This is a genomic window from Streptomyces sp. ALB3, from assembly GCF_044385685.1.
Classification (GTDB): Bacteria; Actinomycetota; Actinomycetes; order Streptomycetales; family Streptomycetaceae; genus Streptomyces.
In genome coordinates, this window is the sequence record NZ_JBISCE010000037.1 from 69,846 (window position 1) to 89,596 (window position 19,751).

The window sequence follows — 19,751 nt, forward strand, 5'->3', positions numbered from 1 at the left end:
AAGCCGGGTCGTTCGTTACCCCGTGCATGACCGCAATGACCCCCGGCTCGAACATCCCTCTCTCCGCCGCCCGCGTGGCGGTGGACGTCGCCGCACCCGTGCGGCTCGACGTCTCGGGCCTGCTGCTCACCGCCGACGGCAAGGTGCGCTCCGACGACGACTTCATCTTCTACAACCAGCCCTCGGGCCCCGGCGTGACCTATCGCTCGGGCGGCGGTTCCGCGCCCGACGCGATCGTGGTGGACACCACGGCCGTCCCGCCGGGCATCGAGAAGATCGTCGTCACAGCGAGTCCCGACGCCGCGGGCCAGACCTTCCAGGGCGTCGAGCCCACCGCCACCGTGCGTAACGCGGACGACGGCAGCGCGCTCGCCACCTTCACCCCGCCGCAGCTGGGCGGCGAGACGGCCCTGGTGGTCATCGAGATCTACCTGCGCAACGGCGCCTGGAAGGCCCGCGCGGTCGGCCAGGGCTACGCGAACGGCCTGGCCGGCATCGCCACGGACTTCGGCGTCTCGGTGGAGGAGCCGGCCGCGGCAGCACCGCCCGCGCCTGTCGCCGCACCCGTCGCGCCGCCGGTCGCGCCGCCCGCGGCCGCGCCCGTGGACCCCCGGATCGCCCCGCCGGCACCCCCGGCACCGCCCGCACCGCCCGCCGCCGCGGGTTCCGGCAAGATCAACCTCGACAAGGGCCGGGTCAGCCTCCAGAAGAACCAGACGGTGTCCCTGGTCAAGGGCGGCAGGCCACTGCTCTCGCAGGTGAAGATGGGCCTCGGCTGGGAGCCCGCGTTCCGCGGCAAGGACATCGACCTCGACGCCTCGGTCATCGCCTTCGGCCCCAACCGCAATCACCTGGACAGCTGCTACTTCGGCAAGCTCTCCATCCTCAACGGCGCGATCAAGCACTCCGGCGACAACCTCACGGGTGAGGGCGCGGGCGACGACGAGGTGATCGTCGTGGACCTCGGCCGCATCCCCGCGGACGCGACGGGCCTGGTCTTCACGGTCAACTCCTTCACCGGACAGAAGTTCACCGAGGTCGCCAAGGCCTACTGCCGCCTGATCGACGCGGCCACCGGCGAGGAGCTGGTCCGCTTCGACCTGACCGGCGCCGAGCCGCAGACCGGCGTGATGATGGCCAAGCTGATCAAGCAGTTCTCCGGCGAGTGGGAAATGACCGGAATGGGCGAGTTCGTGAAGTCGCGGACCGTCCGGGGCATGGTGAAGCCGGCCGCGAAGGCCCTGTAGCGCCGCCACCGGCCTGGCCGGAACGGCTTCCGGGGCACCCGACGGGACTTTCCCCTCAGGTGCCCCGGATCCGGAGAGTCTCCGGTGGGACGCTGTGCGTGCTCGTCCGCTCTCTCAGAGCTTGGTCAGCTTGGAATACGGGCTCAGGATCCTCCCCTGTCGCCCCGAGAAGTCGATGAGCACTGCGTCGTTGTCGCCCTCGACAGCGAGGACTCGGCCGAGTCCGAACTGGTCGTGCGACACCCTGTCGCCCACATCGAAGCATTCGACCGGTGGGGCCGCCTGGGCCGGGCGGTTGAAGGGACTGGAAGGCAGGTGACGCCGGGAACCGGCTGACTGTTTCATTACGGTCGAGTATGCGCCCTGTAAGCGCCCGACGCCATGCCCGACCGCTCCGGAGCGGGCAGTAGTGCCGCATTCGTAATCAGCGGTTCCAGGGCCAGTCCGCGCTCCTGCCCGCTTCCAGCAGGGGGACCATGCGGAACGCCGCGTCGGAAAGACCCCCGAAGGTGTGGCGGTTATCGCTTCCCGACGGCGCGTGCCCCGTCCGGTATCCGGCGAGGTTCCAGGTGTAGACGGGTACGGTCAGGGGGATGCCCCCGGTGACGTCGCCGTAGTGCGTGAACGAGGCCTGCTCGTCGGTGACGATCAGCACCCGGTCGTGTGCGCGGTAGTGCTTGCGCACCGCCTGCACGGTGTCGGTGCCCCCCAGATTGCCGAAGCGCCCCAGGATCCTCAGCACCGACTCACCCCTGCGGTACTTCACGGCCGCGCTGCTCGTCCCGAACTCCACCAGATCGGCGTCGGCGGCCCTCACCGCCAGCGCCGCGCCGAAGACGGCCGCCGCGTCGGCCCGGTTCAGCAGGGAGCGGTCCGAGAGCGGCGACCACATCGAGCCGGAGCGGTCGACGAGGATCAGGGTCCGGCCGGGCAGCGCGGGCACATTGCCCAGTGAGTGTCCGAGCGCCTGCTCCAGCGGGTAGGACCACCGCAGCGACGGCGCGTGCTGGTAGGCCGCGAGGTAGCGGAAGGGGAACTGCCGCGAGGCCGCGACGGCCTCCGGGTCGCTGATCCTCGCCGCCACCCCGGCCGCGACCGTGTCCCGGACACCCGCCTCGTCGAAGTTGCGCAGGTTGCGCACGAGCGCCATCGCACCCATCGACGGGATCACGGCCTCCCAGGCCGCGGCGTCCATCGGCCCCTGCAGCCAGCCCGCCAGCGCCTCCCACGTCATGCCCGCCTCGGCCAGCCGGTCCGCGCCGCCGGGGCCGGTGATCAGCGCGCGGCGCTCGGCGACGGGTACCGCCATCAGGGCCTGGTGAGCGGTCAGGGTCCGGTTCGACGCGGGCGCGACCGCGTCCTCGGGATGATGCCTGCGGTCCAGCGCGTACCGGAACAGATCCCCCTGCCAGGGCTTGGCCGGGTCCGGCGCGGCGTGCACCAGGTTGAGGACGTCGCCGAAGCGGTAGCCCTTGGACCCGGTGTCGTACTTCAGCATCGCCCTGCCGCTGTAGAGCCGGCGCACGGCGTCGGCGATCCCTCGCTTGACCGGCTTGGGCACGGAGCGGCCGTACCGCGACGTCCAGTAGCCGAGCAGCTCACCGGGTTCGTCCGCACGCAGCAGCACGGAGTCCACGACCTGCCGGCTGGACGGACCTTCCACCGCCCCGGCGTCGAGCCGCGCCTTCACGTACTCGGCGGCACCGACGACCGACGCCGTGCGCATCTGCCCCTCGCGGCGCAGCCAGCGCAGGAGCCCCGCCGTCCAGTCGGGGTCCTCGACGGCGAGCTTCCGCACCAGCGTGGCGAAGCGGGAGTCGCGTCCCTCACCGTCCTCGTGGAAGGTGTCCTGGGAGACGAGATTGGCGACCGCGAGGAGGAAGAGTTCGGACCGGCTGTCGCGGAGGTGTCCCAGGGCGCCCTGGTGGTTGGGCGCGGTGCGCCCGGTGGACCGCACGGGCGAGGTGACGCGGGGACGCGTGAACCGGGTGTTGAAGCGGGCCATGTGAATTCCCCCGAATTCCATGCAGGGCGGGAGGACACAGCGGGAGAAGGGGTGCCCGAGATCAGGAGTCGGCGGCGGTGCTTATTCCGATGCTCTGCCCATTGAGCTACCGGCCGTGACCGGACGGGACTCGAACCCGCAACCCTCGGATCAGAGAAGTATCCGTCGCCTGCGCACCGGGCACCCCGGCGCTTGTGCCTCCCGAGATCAGGGCGGCTGCGGCGTGTTTCGGGAAAGGAAGTAGCCGCTGCCTTCGCACCGGGAGGTGCATGGCCATGACTCTAGGAGAACAGCTGTGCGGCGCGCGAAGGGATTTCCCTGACGCGCCGCACTCACGGTGTCAGCGCTTGTCCGGCTGGCGCTTCCACGGCCCGGTGATGGCGAGCATGATGCCGGGGCTCTGGATGTTGGCGAACAGCGTCCTGCCGTCCGGGGAGAAGGTGACCCCGGCGATCTCGCTGTAGGAAGGGTCCTCCTCCGTGCCGGCGTTGAGGTCGTTGCGCGCGATGGGGTAGGTCCGGCCGCTGTCGGTGGCGCCGAAGAGGTGCTGGATCCCGTTGCCGTCCTCGGAGATGACGATGCCGCCGTACGGGGACACCGTGATGTTGTCCGGACCGTCGAAGGCGCCGTCCACGGCCGCGTCCGGGTTGACGCCGAGAAGGACCTTGAGGGTGACGGTCCGGCGCTTGGGATCGTAGAACCAGACCTGGCCGTCGTGGGCCACCGGGCTCTCGCCCCGGGCGAACGAGGAGACGAAGTACGCGCCGCCGTCGCCCCACCACATGCCTTCGAGCTTGCGGGCGCGGGTGACCTGGCCGTCGGTGAACTGCTTGCGCACGGAGACGGTCCTCGCGTCGCGGTCGGGCACGTCGACCCAGTCCACGCCGTAGACCGTGCCGATCTCCGTGGCGCGGGACAGGTCGTCGACGAACGCGCCCTTCTTGTCGAAGCACTTCGTGGCCTGGAGGACACCGGCGTCGTCGGCGAGGGTGCGCAGCTTGCCGCGCCCGTGCTTGAAGCCGTGCGGCGGGACCCAGCGGTAGAGCAGGCCGTTCGGGCCCGACGCGTCCTCGGTCAGGTAGGCGTGCCCTCGCTTCGGGTCGATGACCACGGCCTCGTGCGCGAACCGGCCGAAGGCCTTGACGGGGCGGGGGTCACGGTTGGCGCGCTTGTCGTACGGGTCGACCTCGAAGACGTAGCCGTGGTCCTTGAGGAGACCGTTCTTGCCGGCCCTGTCCTCGGTCTCCTCGCAGGTGAGCCAGGTACCCCACTCCGTGCTGCCGCCCGCGCAGTTGGTCGACGTGCCGGCGATGCCGACCCACTCGGCGGTGCGGCCGTCGCGGCGGGTCTCCACGACCGTGCAGCCGCCGGCCGCGACCGGGTCGTAGACGAGGCCCTCGGTGAGCGGTACGGGGTACTCCCAGCCGGCCCGGGTGCCGCTCAGCTCGTGGTTGTTGACCAGGAGGGTGACGCCGCGGGGGCCCTCGAAGGCGGCCGTGCCGTCGTGGTTGGAGGGGGTGAACTCCCCGGTCTCCAGCTTGGTGACACCGCTGTGCGTGACGATCCGGTACGAGAACCCGGCGGGCAGCGCGAGGACACCCTCGGGGTCGTCGATGAGCGGGCCGTAGCCCAACTCCTTGCCGTGCCCGTGCCCGTGGCCGTTCCCGTGGCCCTCGTGGCCGTGCTCGTGCCTGCCGTCCTCGGCGGCCAGCGCGCCGGGGGCGGTCGCCAGTGCCCCGACGGCACCGGTGAGGGCGATGCCCGCGCCGGTGAGCGCGGACGATCTGGTGAATTCCCTGCGGGTGAAGGACATCGAGGACTCCAGGTGCGACATGGCCGAGTGGTTGGCGGGATCACGTTCCCTCCCGCGTACCAACGCCGGATGAACGCCACCCGGCGCGCCGGGGGCCTGTACCTCAACCCGCTCCCCGTACCAGGAGGAACCGGTGCGGAGGACCGGTCGCGACCTGCCGCGACCGGCCGCGATGTGGCCGGAACGAGCCGGTCCCGCAGGGGACGGCCGTGCGAGTGGGGCGCCGGCTGATTCGCACGGCGCGGGCCGACGGGGCGCGGCGGGTGTTCCGCCGTGGCCGCGCCCCGTGCCCGCGTCTCAGCCCTTCTGCCGGGACCGCGCCTTGAAGGCGGCCTTACGGGCTTCCTTCGCGATCTTCCGGTTCCGGTGCAGGCGTCCGACTGCTTCGAGCACCTCCGGCGTGGCGGGGTGCTCCACCCGCCACGCCTGGTCGAAGAAGCCGCTGTGCTGCCCGGAGAGCCCTTCCACCAGCTCCTGGAGCTCGTCCAGGTCGCCGTCGGCGTCCAGTTGCGCGGCGATGGTGTCCACGGCGAGCCAGAAGATCATCGTCTCCGGCGGCGCCGGCACGTCCGCCGCGCCGCGCTCCGCGAGCCAGACCCGCGCCAGCCCTCCGAGTTCGGGGTCGTCGAGCACCGCGCGTACCGCGGGCTCGGCCTCCGGCCCGACCAGGGCGAGGGCCTGCTGGCAGTGGAGCCTGCGCAGCGGGGCGCGCAGGTCGGCGCCGCGGGCGGCGCCCAGGAGTTCCGCCGCGGCGGACTCGGCCCCCTCCGCCTCGCGCCTGCCGAGCCACAGGCCGACCTCGGTGCGTGCGGCCTCCTCGGGGTAGTACGCGATGCCGTCGAGGAGGACGTCGGCCCCCTTGTCGGCCAGGTCGCCCACTGCCGGGGCGTCCACACCGGCCTCCAGCATCCGCTCCCGGACGCCGTAGAGACCGAGCGGGGTCAGCTTCACCATGCCGTAGCGGGTGACGTCGTCGTCGTCCGCGGGCGGGTTCGCCGCCTCGCCCTCCTCGGTCAGCAACGTCTCGTCCACCGGCCGGTATTCGACGATCCCGATGGGTTCGAGGACCCGGAACTGGTCGTCCAGCCTCATCATGACCTCGGAGACCTGTTCCAGGACGTCGTCGGACGGCTCGCCCATGTCCTCGGGCACCACCATGGAGGCGGCGAGGGCGGGCAGGGGTACGGGACCGTCGGCGGGGCCCGCCTCCGACAGGGTCAGCAGGTAGAGGTTGCCGAGCACCCCGTCGAGGAATTCGGCCTCCTCCTCCGGGTCCCAGTCGAGGGCGTCGAAGTCCACGGTGCCGTCCTCGCCGATGAGGTCGGCGAAGTCGTCGAAGGCCGGGGCGGTGGCGTCCGCGTGCACGGCCTCCAGGCCGTCGAGCCAGATCGCGAGGACGTCCTGCGGGGAGCCGGAGGTGAGCAGGGCCAGGTTCTCGCCGACCGTGACGGTCCCCTCGGCGTCGTCGCTCCCGGCGTCGTCGGCGTCCTGCGGGTCCTCGAAGTCCAGGAGGCCCGTGTCGACGGCTAGACGCCAGGCCTCGCCTGCGTACGCCGTGCCGTCCTCGTCGTCTCCGAGGCCGAGGTGCCGGGCGGCCTCGGGCAGCTGGGCTTCGACGAGTTCGCCGCCGGCGCCCACCCGGGTCCCGGGTCCCGCCCAGCGGGCCAGCCGGACTGCGCGGGCGAGCAGCGGAGCGGCCAGCGCGTCCCGTGCCAGCTCGGCCTCGGTGTGCAGCCGCACCGGCGGCAGGGAGGGGCGCTCTGCGGACATCAGGGGGTTCTCCTCGGGGCGTGCGCGGGCTGTGTGCAAGGGGCCGGCCCGACGGGTGACGGGGCCTTGGCCGCGGCCCCAGCGTAGACGCATTTCGTCCCGTGCCGCCCGGTTCTCCTACAGGCCCGGCGCGAGGCTGAGCGCCGGGGCGTAGCGGTGTACGCCGCCGCCGGTCATGCCCGGATAGCTCTGCACCCTCTCCCACTGCGGTGCCGGGCTTCCGACGCCTTCCCCGCCCGACGCGAGCGCGTCGACGTGCGCCTGCGCGGTCTCCCACTCCGCGTAGTTGAGCACACGGTCCCCCGCCGTACCGAGGTGGAAGTGCGCGGTCAGACCGCCGGGCACCGGTTCCGGTTCGCTCTCCAGGGCCTCGAACACCGCGTCGACCCAGTCCCGTTGGCGGGCGGGGTCCGGCCCCGCGAACTCGACGTCGACGATCACGACGCAGCCCGGCTCCCGGGTGCCGCCTCCCAGGGCGCCCGAACGGTACCGCTCGAAGGTGTGCGGCTCCGTCCGCCCGATCCCGGGAACGGCCGCGTCGACCTCCGCGTCGCGCGGGTGACGGCCGCTCCGCGCGAACTGCTCGTACGCCTCCTCACCGGACCACTGCGAGTAGAGGAGCAGCGTCCTGCCGTCCTCACCGGTGTGCACGGTGTGCGAGAGGAGTCCGGGAAGCGGCCAGTCGCGACGCCCCCACGCCTCCCGGACGGCCTCGACCGTCCGCCGCTGGCGTTCCGGGCTCCCGACGTCCCAGGTACCGACCTCGACGAGGCCCGCGTCGGGCCGGGTCAGGTCGGGGCGGGATTCGAACCGTACGGACGGCATGGCGGGATCCTCTCCGGGCGCCCCCCTGCGGCGCACCTCGCTCACCACCCTGATACGTCAAGCCCGCTTGAGGTCAACGGCCGGGTCAGCGGGCCGCGGTGCGCCAGGCCGTCGTGTTCAGCTCGTCCATCAGGCGTAGGTCGTGGCCCTCCAACGGGAAGATCCGCGCCCCCGTGTCGGGGGCGGCGGCGATCTCCAGGGCGTCGCCCTCGATGAGATCGCCCCCCTCCTTGGTGGAGACCCAGGCCAGCGTCGACGTGACGGTCCCGCCGGGCTTCAGCACGACCTCCGCCGGCCCCTCGTCGTTGCCGAACATCGATCCGCCCGCGTTCACCGGGACGGCGATGCGCTCACCGTCGCCGCCCAGCGCGCGCACGGACGGGTAGCCGTGGACGCGGTAGGGCTGTTTCCCGCAGTTGGTGAGCGTGAGCGTGACGGCGCGGTGGAACATCGCCGTCTCGACCGGGCCCATGTCCACCACCACGCCGGAGGCGGGGCAGCCTCCGTCCGACGCCGAGGGGCTCGGGGCGCCCTGGGCGGGCGCGTCCGTCGTGGGCCCGGTCCCCGGCGCGGGCGCGGACGGCACGGGCCGTGCCGTGCCGCTGCGGCTCGGAGCCGGGTCCGGCTCCCCCTCGCCCGCGGGGACGAGGAAGCCGGCGCAGCCGGACAGGGTGAGCGTGGCCGCCGTGGACACGGCCGCCGAGATCATCTTCCGTACGCGCATGCCGTACACCCCACCCCGGAACGGTCCGTCGCCACTCTGTTCGATCATGCCAGACGCCACCGACCGTTCAGCGTCTCTTGCCCGTCACCCCGAGCAGATCTAAGTGGACCCGCGCGGACCGGGCACCGAGACTGCGGAGATGACACCCCACACGGCCAGGCCCTTCGGCCGCGCCCTCTGCGCCATGATCACACCGTTCACCGCGGCGGGTGAGCTGGACCTCGACGCGGCCCGCCGGCACGCGGCCGGTCTCGTCGCGGACGGCTGCGACGGACTCGTGCTCAGCGGCACCACCGGCGAGTCGCCGACCACCACCGACGAGGAGAAGACCGCGCTGCTGCGGGCCGTCCGGGAGGCGGTCGGCACCTCGGTCCCGCTCGTCGCGGGGGTCGGCAGTTCCGACACCCGGCACACCGTCCGGCTCGCGCGGGAGGCGGAGGCCGCGGGCGCCGACGGGCTCCTGGTGGTCACCCCGTACTACAGCCGCCCGCCGCAGGCGGCGGTGGAGGCCCACTTCCTGCGGGTGGCGGAGGCGACGGGCATCGGGCTGATGCTCTACGACATCCCCGGCCGCACCGGCACCAGGATCGAACCGGCGACACTGCTGCGGCTGGCGGGGCACCCGCGCGTCCTGGCGGTCAAGGACTGCTCGTACGACCTGCTCGCGGCCACCGGGGTGATGGCGCGCACCTCGCTGGCGTACTACTCGGGCTGCGAGGAACTGAACCTCCCGTTGTACGCGCTCGGCGCGGCCGGCTACGTCAGTACGGTCGCCAACGCGGCTCCGCGCCAGCTGCGCGCCGTACTGGACGCGTTCGACGCCGGTGACACCGCGGGGGCGGCCCGCCTCAACGGCCTCGTCGCCCCTCTGGTCGAGGCCATGATGGCCGGCGGGCTGCCCGGGACGGTCACGGCGAAGGCGCTGCTGGAGGCGGGACCGGTCCGTGAACCACTGCAGCCCGCCGGCCGTGAGGCGGCCGACGGGCTGCGCGGGGTGTACGAGGAGCTCCTCGCCGCTGCCGGCTAGTTGTGACTGTGCAGGACGTCGTTGAGCCCGCCCCACACCGCGTTGTTCGGGCGGGCCTCGACGGCGCCGGAGACGGAGTTGCGGCGGAAGAGGATGTTCGAGGCGCCGGAGAGCTCACGGGCCTTGACGACCTGGCCGTCCGGCATGGTGACCCGGGTGCCGGCCGTGACGTAGAGCCCGGCCTCCACGACGCACTCGTCGCCGAGCGCGATCCCGACGCCGGCCTCGGCGCCGATCAGGCAGCGCTGCCCGATGGCGATGCGCTCCTTGCCGCCGCCGGAGAGCGTGCCCATGGTGGACGCGCCGCCGCCGATGTCGCTGCCGTCGCCGACGACGACGCCCGCGGAGATGCGGCCCTCGACCATGGAGGTGCCGAGGGTGCCCGCGTTGAAGTTGACGAAGCCCTCGTGCATCACGGTCGTGCCGGACGCCAGGTGGGCCCCGAGCCGTACCCGGTCGGCGTCGGCGATCCGCACGCCCTTGGGGGCGACGTAGTCCGTCATCCGGGGGAACTTGTCCACCGAGGTGACCTGGAGGTGCAGTCCCTCGGCGCGGGCGTTCAGCCGGACCTTCTCCAGGTCGTCGACGGCGACCGGGCCCAGGGAGGTCCAGGCGACGTTGGCGAGGAAGCCGAAGATGCCTTCGAGGTTCTGCCCGTGGGGCCGCACGAGACGGTGGGAGAGCAGGTGCAGCCGCAGGTAGGTGTCGTGCGCGTCGAGCGGCTTGTCGTCGAGCGAGGAGATGACCGTGGACACGGCGACGACCTCCACCCCACGGCGCGCGTCCACACCGATGGCCCTGGCGGCGCCCTCACCGAGACGGTTCACCGCCTCGTCGGGGTTCAGCCGCTGGGTGCCGGCGGGGCCGGGCTCGGCGGCGAGCTCGGGGGCGGGGAACCAGGTGTCGAGGACGGTGCCGTCACCGGCGATGGTGGCGAGGCCGGCGGCGACGGCGCCGGTGGTACGGGCGGGGCCCTGGGAAGTCGTGTCGGTCATGGACAGAAACCTAACCGTCCGGGCCCCGCGCGGGCGAACCGGTCTCAGCTGCCGGAGGCCGTCCGCCGGCCGGCGGACGGCGGACGGTGGACGGCGGCGGGGGCGGCTGAGCCGGTGGCGGGTGCGGCGGGACCGGAGGGTGGGCGAGGCGTGGTACACCGTCACGGACGTGGGGGGCGACCGCGTGTGCCGCTCCGGCGGCCCCGCCGGAACCGTCCGACCGGCTCAGCGGCCGGCCCCGTCCACGACCCTCGCCAGCATCTCCCGGGTGTACTCGGGGTCGAAGGCGCTCCCGGTGAGCAGCACCTGGAGGCTGATCCCGTCCAGCAGGGCCGTGAGCGCCCGGGCGGTGGCCCGGTCGGTGCGGTCGGCGATCAGGACGGCCAGGGCGTCGGCCCACTCGGCGGCGACCGGCCGCAGGGCGGGCCGGCGCAGGGCCGCGAGGTACAACTCGTACTCCAGCGCGAGCGGCCCGCGTCCCGCCGCGAACCACTCCCCCATCAGCCGGGTCAGCTCGTCGGCGAGCGGGACGGCGGGATCGGAGAAGTAGGGGCTCTCGCGCACCGTCCGCGAGAAGCTCTCGTTGCACCGGCGCAGCGCGGCGACCAGGAGTTCGTCCAGCGAGGCGAAGTGATACGTCGTCGAGCCGAGCGGCACGTCGGCCTCGGCGGCCACGGACCGGTGGCTGAGCCCTCCGATGCCCCGGTCCGCGACGACGCGGATGGCCGCGTCGATGATGCGCTCGCGACGTTCGGGGTCGTACCGCCGGACCATCAGTGGGCTCCGCCGAGGTTGAGGACGACGACCCCCGCGATGATCAGCGCGATGCCGGCCAGCTTGACGAGGCCCGCGGACTCGCCCATCCAGAGAATGCCGATGGCGGCGACCGCCGCGGTGCCCGCCCCCGCCCAGATGGCATAGGCGGTACCTACCGAGAGCGTCTTGAGGGTCTGGGCCAGCAGTGCGAAGGCCAGCACGTAGCCCACGACCGTGATCAGCGAGGGCCACATCCGGGTGAACCCCTCGCTGTACTTCATGGCCGTCGTCCCGGCCACCTCCGCCGCGATGGCCGCGGCCAGCATTCCGTATCCCATGCGTACTAGCGTACACATCGTTGCGTACGGGTGTACGCAACGCGTGGGCGCCCCTGGAGTACGGGCCGGCACGGGATTCGGACGCCTTCCGGGACGCTACGGTGTCCGCACCGGTAGGACCGGATGACAACCGGACGATACGAACACACGGAGCAGTGGTGGCGCAGGACGCAGGGTGGGGCGGGGGCGCCTACGGGGGCGCGCCGTACGGCGGAAGTCCGTACGGGGGGCCGCCGGGTTGGGGCGGCTGGGCCCCGCCCCCGAAGCCAGGGGTGATACCGCTCGCCCCGCTGGGGCTGGGGGACGTGCTGGGCGGGGCGTTCTCGACGATGGGCAGGTACTGGAAGCAGCTGTTCGGCATGGCCGCCGTCCTCTATGGCGGCGCCGCGCTCCTGATGGGGGCGGCGGTCGCCGTCGCCTACTCCGCCGTCTCCGACCACCTGGAGCGGGTGGTCTCCCTGGACTACGACGAATCGGCCTCGTCCGCGGACGTCGTTCCGCTGGTGACGGCGGGCTGTGTCCTGGCGTTGCTGGGCATCGCCACCATGGCGATCGTCTCCGGCCTGATGTACGCGGCGGTCCCGGCCGTGCTGCAGGAGGCGGTCCTGGGCAGGCCTGTCGCCTTCGCGACGGTGTGGAGCAGGGCCTGGTCCCGTGTCGCCCCCGTCGTCGGCACCCTGATCCTCACCGGCCTGGTCGCGGTCGTACCCGTGCTGCTCCTCATGGCGGCCTTCGCGGGGGCGATCATCGGCCTGCTGACCATGGACAGCGGTGGCGGGACCGCCACCGCCGTCACGCTGGGCGTCGTCGGCGCCCTGGCGACCGGGCCGCTGGCGGTCTGGCTCTGGATAAAGGTCTGCCTGGCCCCCGCGGTCGTGGTCTTCGAAGGCCAGGGCCCCGTGGCCGCGCTGCGCCGCTCGTCCCAGCTGGTGCGCGGCGACTGGTGGCGGATCTTCGGCATCACCCTGCTCGCCGGCCTGATGGCGGCCGTGGCCGGTTATGTCGTCCAGATGCCGTTCTCGGTCCTGGGCGTCTTTCCCGGCATGATCGGGACCGCGTCGCTGGACGAGGACCCGAGTCCGGCGGCGGTGCTGGTCGCGATGAGCGGATATCTGATCGCGACCCTGCTGGGACAGCTGGTCAGCCAGATCATCTCGACGACGTTCCCTCAGCTGGCGACCGGCCTGCTCTACGTCGACCGGCGGATACGGACGGAGAACCTCGGCCCGGTACTGGCCGAGGCCGCCGGCGTCCCCGCCCAGGGCCCCTACGCGCCCCCGCCGTACACGGGCGGCGCACCACGGTGGTGACCGGGCCGCGTGCCACGGACCCGGGACACCGGCCGCGGTCCCGGCGGGGCGCGCCGGACCGCCGGAGGAACGGGGCACCCTGCCGGAGGTGACGGGCATCGACGCCGAACGGCCGTGCCCGCCGGAGCACCGGCGGGCACGGCCGTTCGAAGCGTGAGAATCGGATCAGACGTTGAAGCCGAGCGCGCGGAGCTGCTCACGACCGTCGTCGGTGATCTTGTCCGGGCCCCACGGCGGCATCCAGACCCAGTTGATCCGCAGCTCGCTGACGATGCCGTCGGTCGCCGACTTCGCCTGGTCCTCGATGACGTCGGTCAGCGGACAGGCCGCGGACGTCAGCGTCATGTCGAGCGTCGCGATGTTCGCGTCGTCGATGTGGATGCCGTAGATCAGGCCGAGGTTGACGACGTCGATCCCCAGCTCGGGGTCGACCACGTCGTACAGCGCCTCGCGGACCTCCTCCTCGGAGGCCGGCTTGGTCGTGAGGGTCTCGTTCTCGCTCATGCCGTCTTCCCTTCGGACAGCGCCTGCGCCGTCGCGTCTTTCCACGCCATCCAGCTCAGCAGTGCGCACTTGACCCGGGCCGGGTACTTGGAGACACCGGCGAACGCGACCGCGTCCTCCAGCACCTCCTCCATCGCGTCGTCCGGCTCCAGCTGGCCCTTGGACTGCATCAGTTCCAGGAAGGTCTCCTGGATCCTCTGCGCCTGACCGAGCTCCTTGCCGACGAGCAGCTCGTTGAGCACCGAGGCGCTGGCCTGACTGATGGAGCAGCCCTGGCCCTCGTAACTGACGTCGGCGATGGTCTCGCCGTCGTATTTCACGCGGAGCGTGATCTCGTCGCCGCACGTCGGGTTGACGTGGTGCACCTCGGCGTCGCCGTCCCGCAGGCCACGCCCGTGGGGGTGCTTGTAGTGGTCCAGGATCACTTCCTGGTACATGGAATCAAGCTTCACCAGTCAACCCTCTGCCGTCTAACCGAAAAAGTTCCGCACGTGCTCCAGGCCGTCCACCAGGGCGTCGACCTCGGCGGGCGTGGAGTACAGGTAGAACGACGCTCGCGTCGTCGCAGGAATTCCGTACCTCAGGCAGACCGGTCGTGCGCAGTGGTGTCCGACCCGGACGGCGATGCCCTGCTCGTCGAGCACCTGGCCCACGTCGTGGGGGTGGATGTCGCCGAGCGTGAAGGAGATGGTCGCACCGCGGTCCTCGGCCGTCGCCGGACCGATGATCCGCAGGTCGGGGACCTCCAGGAGCCGCTTCACCGCGTACGCGGTGATGGCCTGCTCATGGCGGTGGATGTTCTCCATACCGATCGAGGAGAGGTAGTCCACGGCCGCGCCGAGGCCCACGGCCTGCGCGATCGGGGGCGTTCCCGCCTCGAACTTGTGCGGAGCGGGGGCGTACGTCGAGGAGTGCATCGACACCGTCTCGATCATCTCGCCGCCGCCGAGGAACGGCGGCAGGTCCTCCAGGAGCTCCTGCCGTCCCCAGAGCACACCGATTCCCGTCGGGCCGACCATCTTGTGGCCGGTGAAGGCCACGAAGTCGGCCTGCAGCGCCTGCACGTCGAGCACCATGTGCGGGGCGGCCTGCGAGGCGTCGATGCAGACCAGCGCGCCGACCTGCTGGGCGCGGCGGATGATCTTCTCGACCGGGTTGACCGTGCCCATGATGTTCGAGACCAGGGTGAAGGAGACGATCTTCGTCTTCTCCGTGATGATCTCGTCGATGTCGGACAGGTCCAGCCGGCCGTCGTCCGTGATGCCGAACCACTTCAGCTTCGCGCCGGTGCGCTGCGAGAGCAGCTGCCACGGCACGATGTTGGAGTGGTGCTCCATCTCCGTGGTGACGATCTCGGTGTCGCTGTCGACCCGGTAGGGCTCATCCGCCCAGCCGAGCATGTTGGCGACGAGGTTGAGCGACTCCGAGGCGTTCTTGGTGAAGATCACCTCGTTGCGGCTGGGTGCGTTGATGAAGGCCGCGACCTTGTCGCGAGCGCCTTCGTACAGCGCGGTGGCCTCCTCGGCGATCGTGTACACACCGCGGTGCACATTGGCGTTGTGCCGCTCGTAGTACTGGTTGAGCGCGTCGAGGACCTGGCGCGGCTTCTGCGAGGTCGCCGCACTGTCCAGGTAAACGATCTTCTTGCCGTCGTGGACCGTGCGGTCCAGGATCGGGAAGTCCTTGCGGATCGCCTCGGTGTCGAGGAGGCCGGAGAGCCCCTGTCGGGCGTCAGTCACGCGGAAGCGCCACCCTTCGTGTAGGCCTCGTAGCCCTCGTTCTCCAGCTGGTCGGCGAGCTCGGCGCCACCGGAGGCGGCGATCCGGCCGTTGGCGAAGACGTGCACGTAGTCGGGCTTGATGTACTTGAGGATGCGTGTGTAGTGCGTGATCAGCAGGGTGCCGACCTCACCGGTCTCGCGCACCCGGTTGACGCCTTCGGAGACGGTCTTCAGCGCGTCGACGTCCAGACCGGAGTCGGTCTCGTCGAGGACCGCGATCTTCGGCTTGAGGAGCTCCAGCTGCAGGATCTCGTGGCGCTTCTTCTCACCGCCGGAGAAGCCCTCGTTGACGTTGCGCTCGGCGAAGGCCGGGTCCATCTGGAGCTGGGCCATCGTCTCCTTGACCTCCTTCACCCACGTCCGCAGCTTGGGGGCCTCACCGCGGACGGCGGTGGCGGAGGTGCGCAGGAAGTTGGAGACCGAGACGCCGGGGATCTCGACGGGGTACTGCATGGCGAGGAACAGGCCGGCGCGGGCCCGCTCGTCCACGGACATCTCCAGGACGTCCTCGCCGTCCAGGGTCACCGTGCCACTCGTGATCGTGTACTTGGGGTGACCCGCGAGCGAGTAGGCGAGGGTGGACTTGCCGGACCCGTTGGGGCCCATGATGGCGTGGGTCTCGCCCTGCTTCACGGTCAGGTCGACGCCCTTGAGGATCTCCTTCGTGGCGTTGTCGGCCTCGACGGAGACGTGCAGGTCGCGGATTTCAAGCGTTGCCATGGGTGACTCAGGACTCCTGGGTGACGGAGACGAGCACATCGTCCCCTTCGATCTTTACGGGGTATACGGGGACGGGGCGCGTCGCGGGAAGGCCGGAGGGCTTGCCGGTGCGGAGGTCGAAGCTCGATCCGTGCAGCCAGCACTCGATCGCGCAGTCCTCCACCTCGCCCTCCGACAGCGAGACGTTCGCGTGCGAACAGACGTCGTTGATCGCGAACACCTCGCCCTCGGTGCGGACGACGGTCACCGGAGTGCCGTCGAGCTCCACCCTCTTGGGGGTGTCGTCCTCCAGCTCACTCAGCGCACAGGCTTTGACGAAGGCCATCTCAGACCGAAGCCTTCAGCTCGGCCTCGATCTTGTCGAGGAGCCTCTCCTCGACGTCCGGCAGGCCGATCTGCTGGACCAGCTCGGCGAAGAAGCCGCGCACGACGAGCCGGCGGGCCTCCTCGGCCGGGATGCCACGGGACTGCAGGTAGAACAGCTGCTCGTCGTCGAAACGGCCGGTCGCCGAGGCGTGGCCGGCTCCGACGATCTCACCGGTCTCGATCTCCAGGTTCGGCACGGAGTCGACCCGGGCACCGTCGGTGAGAACCAGGTTGCGGTTCATCTCGTAGGTGTCGGTGCCCTCGGCGGCGGCCTGGATGAGGACGTCACCGATCCACACGGCGTGGGCGCCGTCGCCCTGGAGCGCGCCCTTGTACACCGCGTTGGACTTGCAGTGCGGGGTGTTGTGGTCGACCAGGAGCCGGTGCTCCTGGTGCTGGCCCTTGTCGGTGAAGTACAGGCCGAAGAGCTCCGCCTCGCCGCCGGGGGCGGCGTAGGCGACGCGCGGGTGGAGACGGACGAGGTCCCCGCCGAACGTCACGATGATCGACTTGAAGGACGCGTCGCGGCCGACCAGCGCGTTGTGCTGGCCGACGTGCACGGCGGTGTCGTCCCAGTCCTGGACGGAGACGACGGTGAGCTTCGCACCGTCGCCCAGGACGTACTCGACGTTGGCCGCGAGCACGGCGTCACCGGTGTGGTCGATGACGACGACGGCCTCGGCGAAGGCGCCCAGCTCGATGACCTGGTGGCCGTAGGCCACACCGCCCTCGCCGTGCACAGTGATCCGGACCGGCTCGCTGAGCACGGCCTCCTTCGCGACCGTGACGACCGAGGCCTGCTGGAAGGACGAGTAGGCCTGTGCGGCGACCCGGTCCACCGGGGTGCCCGCCCTGCCGAGCCGCGCGTCGTCGCGGCCGACGGTCTCGACCGTCACGCCCGAGGGCGCCTCGACGACGACCTTGACGCCGTCACCGGTGGCGACGGCGGTGCCGTCGTGCAGGCCGCGCAGCCGCTCCAGCGGCGTGAACCGCCACTCCTCCTCGCGGCCGTGCGGGACCGGGAAGTCCGCGACGTCGAAGGACGGGGGCGCGCTCATGCGCGTGGCGACGGTGGACTCGGCCGCCACCGCGATGGAACCGGCGGTGGTGGAGCCCGCCGGGATGTTCTGAGCCTCAGCCATGGCTGTCGTAGTGCTCGCTTTCTCAGTCAAGAACTCTCGGGGGATCCGGTCGGCGGAAGGCGCGCGGCCCTCCTAGCCGACCGAACCCTCCATCTGCAGCTCGATCAGCCGGTTGAGCTCCAGGGCGTACTCCATGGGCAGCTCCTTGGCGATCGGCTCGACGAAGCCGCGCACGATCATCGCCATGGCCTCGAACTCGGTGAGTCCACGGCTCATGAGGTAGAAGAGCTGGTCCTCGGAGACCTTGGAGACGGTCGCCTCGTGCCCCATCGACACGTCGTCCTCGCGGACGTCGACGTACGGGTACGTGTCGGAGCGGGAGATCGTGTCCACGAGCAGCGCGTCGCACAGCACGTTGGACTTGGCGCCCGGCGCACCCTCACCGATCTCGATGAGACCGCGGTAGGAGGTGCGGCCACCGCCTCGCGCCACCGACTTGGAGACGATGTTGGAGGAGGTGTTCGGCGCCATGTGGACCATCTTGGCGCCGGCGTCCTGGTGCTGGCCCTCGCCCGCGAAGGCGATGGACAGCGTCTCGCCCTTGGCGTGCTCGCCCATCAGGTAGACGGCCGGGTACTTCATCGTGACCTTGGAGCCGATGTTGCCGTCGACCCACTCCATGGTCGCGCCCTCGTACGCCACGGCACGCTTGGTGACCAGGTTGTAGACGTTGTTCGACCAGTTCTGGATGGTCGTGTAGCGGCAGCGGCCGCCCTTCTTCACGATGATCTCGACGACCGCGGAGTGCAGCGAGTCCGAGGAGTAGATCGGAGCGGTGCAGCCCTCGACGTAGTGGACGTAGGCGTCCTCGTCGACGATGATCAGCGTCCGCTCGAACTGGCCCATGTTCTCCGTGTTGATACGGAAGTAGGCCTGGAGCGGGATCTCGACGTGCACACCCTTCGGCACGTAGATGAAGGAGCCGCCGGACCACACGGCGGAGTTCAGCGAGGCGAACTTGTTGTCACCGACGGGGATGACGGTGCCGAAGTACTCCTTGAAGAGCTCCGGGTGCTCCTTCAGCGCGGTGTCGGTGTCCATGAAGATGACACCCTGCGCCTCCAGCTCCTCGTTGATCTGGTGGTAGACGACCTCGGACTCGTACTGCGCGGCGACACCGGCGACCAGGCGCTGCTTCTCCGCCTCCGGGATGCCGAGCTTGTCGTACGTGTTCTTGATGTCCTCGGGCAGGTCCTCCCAGGACTCCGCCTGCTTCTCCGTGGACCGCACGAAGTACTTGATGTTGTCGAAGTCGATGCCCGACAGGTCCGAGCCCCAGTTCGGCATGGGCTTCTTGCCGAACAGCTTCAGGCCCTTGAGCCGGAGCTTCAGCATCCACTCCGGCTCGTTCTTCTTCTCCGAGATGTCGCGGACGACAGCTTCGGACAGGCCGCGCTTCGCCGCCGCGCCTGCCGCGTCGGAGTCGGCCCAGCCGAATTCGTACGTGCCCAGGCCCTCGAGCTCAGGGTGGGCAGTCTCCGTGGGGAGCGTCATGCGGGGTTCCTCCCGGCCGTACTTGCAGATACTGAATGGGTGGTCTGTGAAGCCTGTGGTGCCGTGGGGCTGCCGCGCGGAACGTACGTCGTGCACACCCCGTCGCCGTGGGCGAGGGTGGCGAGACGCTGCACATGGGTCCCGAGCAGACTGGAGAAGAATTCCGTCTCCGCCTCGCACAGCTGCGGGAACTGCTCGGCTACGTGCGCGACCGGGCAGTGGTGCTGGCAGAGCTGTTCGCCCTGCTGGGGGCCCGGCGCGCTGCGCGCCGTAGCAGCGTACCCGTCGGCCGACAAGGCCTTGGCCAAGGCCTCCGTGCGCGCCTCGGGCGGCGCGGCCTCGACCACCGCGCGGTACGTCTCGGACTGGGCGGCCATCCGGGCGCGGGCGAAGGCGATCAGCGCCTCGTCCCCCGCCGTGTCGGCGATCCAGCGCAGGGCGTCGGCCGCGAGCTTGTCGTAGGACTGGTCGAAGGCGTCCCGGCCGCAGTCGGTGAGGGCGAAGACCTTGGCCGGACGGCCCCGGGTCCGCGCCCCGTAGACCCGCTGCTCCCGGGCCTCGACCACCTCGTCGGAGACGAGGGCGTCGAGATGGCGGCGCACGGCCGCCTGGGTCAGGCCTACGCGCTTCGCGAGATCGGCGACGGTGGACGGGCCGTGGTCCAGGATGGAGCGCGCGACCCGGTTGCGCGTCGAGCGCTCACCGGTCGCGAGTTCCTCCTGAGGAGCTCCGCCAACGTATTTCACAACGCCATTGTTGCGTAATTCCTCCGGGCGTGACAACCCGCCCCGGGCCCGGGCACGGTGCCCTACATCACTTAGGCGAACCTAAGTTGACCTGCGGAAACGGGCGATCGCCGCAGGCCGTCGCAGGTGGGCGACGCGCGGGCCGGACCGCTGACGGGCCGCCGGGAACGCTCCGGGAAGCCGGGGGAA

20 protein-coding genes are annotated in these 19,751 nt (G+C 71.0%); 3 read left to right on the forward strand and 17 right to left on the reverse strand.

From position 1 onward, the window contains the following. Nucleotides 1–26: 26 nt before the first annotated feature. Nucleotides 27–1,247, forward strand: coding sequence for a TerD family protein (locus tag ACHFIV_RS22400; RefSeq protein ID WP_398971883.1), 1,221 nt, complete (start codon nucleotides 27–29; stop codon nucleotides 1,245–1,247). A gap of 114 nt (nucleotides 1,248–1,361) precedes the next feature. Here ACHFIV_RS22400 and ACHFIV_RS22405 read toward each other — a convergent pair whose 3' ends face one another. From ACHFIV_RS22405 to ACHFIV_RS22430, 6 genes are all read right to left on the reverse strand, one after another. Further along, entirely contained in the window at nucleotides 1,362–1,592 is a 231-nt protein-coding gene (locus ACHFIV_RS22405; protein ID WP_014156926.1) for a hypothetical protein, read from the reverse strand. Nucleotides 1,593–1,671: 79 nt separating this feature from the next. Beyond that, on the reverse strand, nucleotides 1,672–3,252 hold the full coding sequence (locus tag ACHFIV_RS22410) for a TROVE domain-containing protein (RefSeq protein ID WP_398971886.1): 1,581 nt from the start codon (nucleotides 3,250–3,252) through the stop codon (nucleotides 1,672–1,674). 340 nt (nucleotides 3,253–3,592) lie between these two features. Beyond that, entirely contained in the window at nucleotides 3,593–5,065 is a 1,473-nt protein-coding gene (locus ACHFIV_RS22415) for an alkaline phosphatase PhoX (protein ID WP_398972554.1), read from the reverse strand. 297 nt (nucleotides 5,066–5,362) lie between these two features. Continuing rightward, complete coding sequence (locus ACHFIV_RS22420; protein WP_398971889.1) at nucleotides 5,363–6,835, reverse strand: hypothetical protein; 1,473 nt, start codon at nucleotides 6,833–6,835, stop codon at nucleotides 5,363–5,365. Between the two features lie 117 nt (nucleotides 6,836–6,952). Next, nucleotides 6,953–7,660 carry an antibiotic biosynthesis monooxygenase gene (locus ACHFIV_RS22425; protein WP_398971891.1) on the reverse strand — a complete coding sequence of 236 codons (708 nt, stop codon included), beginning with the start codon at nucleotides 7,658–7,660 and terminating at the stop codon, nucleotides 6,953–6,955. Between the two features lie 85 nt (nucleotides 7,661–7,745). Next, nucleotides 7,746–8,384, reverse strand: a complete 639-nt coding sequence (locus ACHFIV_RS22430; protein WP_398972557.1) for a DUF4232 domain-containing protein — start codon at nucleotides 8,382–8,384, stop codon at nucleotides 7,746–7,748. 139 nt (nucleotides 8,385–8,523) lie between these two features. Here ACHFIV_RS22430 and dapA point away from each other — a divergent pair, with 139 nt between their 5' ends. Then, entirely contained in the window at nucleotides 8,524–9,411 is an 888-nt protein-coding gene (gene dapA, locus ACHFIV_RS22435; RefSeq protein WP_398971894.1) for a 4-hydroxy-tetrahydrodipicolinate synthase, read from the forward strand. Here dapA and dapD read toward each other — a convergent pair. The 3 genes from dapD to ACHFIV_RS22450 all read right to left on the reverse strand — a co-directional run bounded on the left by dapD (nucleotide 9,408) and on the right by ACHFIV_RS22450 (nucleotide 11,500). Further along, the gene (dapD, locus tag ACHFIV_RS22440) at nucleotides 9,408–10,406 is read right to left on the reverse strand and encodes a 2,3,4,5-tetrahydropyridine-2,6-dicarboxylate N-succinyltransferase (RefSeq protein WP_398971896.1); all 999 of its coding nucleotides are present in this window, start codon (nucleotides 10,404–10,406) and stop codon (nucleotides 9,408–9,410) included. The genes dapA and dapD overlap by 4 nt on opposite strands. 225 nt (nucleotides 10,407–10,631) lie before the next feature. Beyond that, nucleotides 10,632–11,180, reverse strand: a complete 549-nt coding sequence (locus ACHFIV_RS22445; protein WP_398971899.1) for a TetR/AcrR family transcriptional regulator — start codon at nucleotides 11,178–11,180, stop codon at nucleotides 10,632–10,634. Beyond that, complete coding sequence (locus ACHFIV_RS22450; RefSeq protein WP_398971901.1) at nucleotides 11,180–11,500, reverse strand: DMT family transporter; 321 nt, start codon at nucleotides 11,498–11,500, stop codon at nucleotides 11,180–11,182. The genes ACHFIV_RS22445 and ACHFIV_RS22450 overlap by 1 nt, the downstream gene beginning before the upstream one ends. Before the next feature lie 158 nt (nucleotides 11,501–11,658). Between ACHFIV_RS22450 and ACHFIV_RS22455 the strand changes: the two genes are divergently transcribed. Continuing rightward, on the forward strand, nucleotides 11,659–12,810 hold the full coding sequence (locus ACHFIV_RS22455; protein WP_398971904.1) for a hypothetical protein: 1,152 nt from the start codon (nucleotides 11,659–11,661) through the stop codon (nucleotides 12,808–12,810). A gap of 165 nt (nucleotides 12,811–12,975) precedes the next feature. Here the strand turns inward: ACHFIV_RS22455 and ACHFIV_RS22460 are convergent, their stop codons facing one another. The 8 genes from ACHFIV_RS22460 to ACHFIV_RS22495 form a co-directional block, all read right to left on the reverse strand. Beyond that, the gene (locus ACHFIV_RS22460) at nucleotides 12,976–13,314 is read right to left on the reverse strand and encodes a metal-sulfur cluster assembly factor (RefSeq protein ID WP_145802444.1); all 339 of its coding nucleotides are present in this window, start codon (nucleotides 13,312–13,314) and stop codon (nucleotides 12,976–12,978) included. Further along, nucleotides 13,311–13,766 (reverse strand): Fe-S cluster assembly sulfur transfer protein SufU, encoded by a 456-nt coding sequence (sufU, locus tag ACHFIV_RS22465; RefSeq protein WP_398971907.1) that lies wholly within the window; start codon nucleotides 13,764–13,766, stop codon nucleotides 13,311–13,313. The genes ACHFIV_RS22460 and sufU overlap by 4 nt, the downstream gene beginning before the upstream one ends. Before the next feature lie 18 nt (nucleotides 13,767–13,784). Continuing rightward, a complete protein-coding gene (locus tag ACHFIV_RS22470) occupies nucleotides 13,785–15,053 on the reverse strand; it encodes a cysteine desulfurase (RefSeq protein WP_398971910.1) in 1,269 nt (422 codons plus the stop codon). Next, nucleotides 15,050–15,814, reverse strand: a complete 765-nt coding sequence (sufC, locus tag ACHFIV_RS22475) for a Fe-S cluster assembly ATPase SufC (protein ID WP_393755325.1) — start codon at nucleotides 15,812–15,814, stop codon at nucleotides 15,050–15,052. The genes ACHFIV_RS22470 and sufC overlap by 4 nt, the downstream gene beginning before the upstream one ends. Before the next feature lie 7 nt (nucleotides 15,815–15,821). Continuing rightward, entirely contained in the window at nucleotides 15,822–16,139 is a 318-nt protein-coding gene (locus tag ACHFIV_RS22480) for a bifunctional 3-phenylpropionate/cinnamic acid dioxygenase ferredoxin subunit (RefSeq protein WP_398971913.1), read from the reverse strand. A gap of 1 nt (nucleotide 16,140) precedes the next feature. Next, entirely contained in the window at nucleotides 16,141–17,322 is a 1,182-nt protein-coding gene (sufD, locus tag ACHFIV_RS22485) for a Fe-S cluster assembly protein SufD (RefSeq protein ID WP_398971915.1), read from the reverse strand. 72 nt (nucleotides 17,323–17,394) lie between these two features. After that, nucleotides 17,395–18,816, reverse strand: coding sequence for a Fe-S cluster assembly protein SufB (gene sufB / locus ACHFIV_RS22490; RefSeq protein WP_069172184.1), 1,422 nt, complete (start codon nucleotides 18,814–18,816; stop codon nucleotides 17,395–17,397). Then, complete coding sequence (locus ACHFIV_RS22495; protein WP_398971919.1) at nucleotides 18,813–19,562, reverse strand: helix-turn-helix transcriptional regulator; 750 nt, start codon at nucleotides 19,560–19,562, stop codon at nucleotides 18,813–18,815. Before ACHFIV_RS22495 ends, sufB begins: the two co-directional genes overlap by 4 nt. Nucleotides 19,563–19,751 lie beyond the last annotated feature (189 nt).

What these genes read in the sequence shown, in the direction of transcription:
- ACHFIV_RS22400 (WP_398971883.1), top strand. Translation starts at nt 27, where the DNA reads ATGACCGCAATGACCCCCGGCTCGAACATCCCTCTCTCCGCCGCCCGC.
- ACHFIV_RS22405 (WP_014156926.1), bottom strand. Translation starts at nt 1,592, where the DNA reads ATGAAACAGTCAGCCGGTTCCCGGCGTCACCTGCCTTCCAGTCCCTTC.
- ACHFIV_RS22410 (WP_398971886.1), bottom strand. Translation starts at nt 3,252, where the DNA reads ATGGCCCGCTTCAACACCCGGTTCACGCGTCCCCGCGTCACCTCGCCC.
- ACHFIV_RS22415 (WP_398972554.1), bottom strand. Translation starts at nt 5,065, where the DNA reads ATGTCCTTCACCCGCAGGGAATTCACCAGATCGTCCGCGCTCACCGGC.
- ACHFIV_RS22420 (WP_398971889.1), bottom strand. Translation starts at nt 6,835, where the DNA reads ATGTCCGCAGAGCGCCCCTCCCTGCCGCCGGTGCGGCTGCACACCGAG.
- ACHFIV_RS22425 (WP_398971891.1), bottom strand. Translation starts at nt 7,660, where the DNA reads ATGCCGTCCGTACGGTTCGAATCCCGCCCCGACCTGACCCGGCCCGAC.
- ACHFIV_RS22430 (WP_398972557.1), bottom strand. Translation starts at nt 8,384, where the DNA reads ATGCGCGTACGGAAGATGATCTCGGCGGCCGTGTCCACGGCGGCCACG.
- dapA (WP_398971894.1), top strand. Translation starts at nt 8,524, where the DNA reads ATGACACCCCACACGGCCAGGCCCTTCGGCCGCGCCCTCTGCGCCATG.
- dapD (WP_398971896.1), bottom strand. Translation starts at nt 10,406, where the DNA reads ATGACCGACACGACTTCCCAGGGCCCCGCCCGTACCACCGGCGCCGTC.
- ACHFIV_RS22445 (WP_398971899.1), bottom strand. Translation starts at nt 11,180, where the DNA reads ATGGTCCGGCGGTACGACCCCGAACGTCGCGAGCGCATCATCGACGCG.
- ACHFIV_RS22450 (WP_398971901.1), bottom strand. Translation starts at nt 11,500, where the DNA reads ATGGGATACGGAATGCTGGCCGCGGCCATCGCGGCGGAGGTGGCCGGG.
- ACHFIV_RS22460 (WP_145802444.1), bottom strand. Translation starts at nt 13,314, where the DNA reads ATGAGCGAGAACGAGACCCTCACGACCAAGCCGGCCTCCGAGGAGGAG.
- sufC (WP_393755325.1), bottom strand. Translation starts at nt 15,814, where the DNA reads ATGGCAACGCTTGAAATCCGCGACCTGCACGTCTCCGTCGAGGCCGAC.
- ACHFIV_RS22480 (WP_398971913.1), bottom strand. Translation starts at nt 16,139, where the DNA reads ATGGCCTTCGTCAAAGCCTGTGCGCTGAGTGAGCTGGAGGACGACACC.
- sufD (WP_398971915.1), bottom strand. Translation starts at nt 17,322, where the DNA reads ATGGCTGAGGCTCAGAACATCCCGGCGGGCTCCACCACCGCCGGTTCC.
- sufB (WP_069172184.1), bottom strand. Translation starts at nt 18,816, where the DNA reads ATGACGCTCCCCACGGAGACTGCCCACCCTGAGCTCGAGGGCCTGGGC.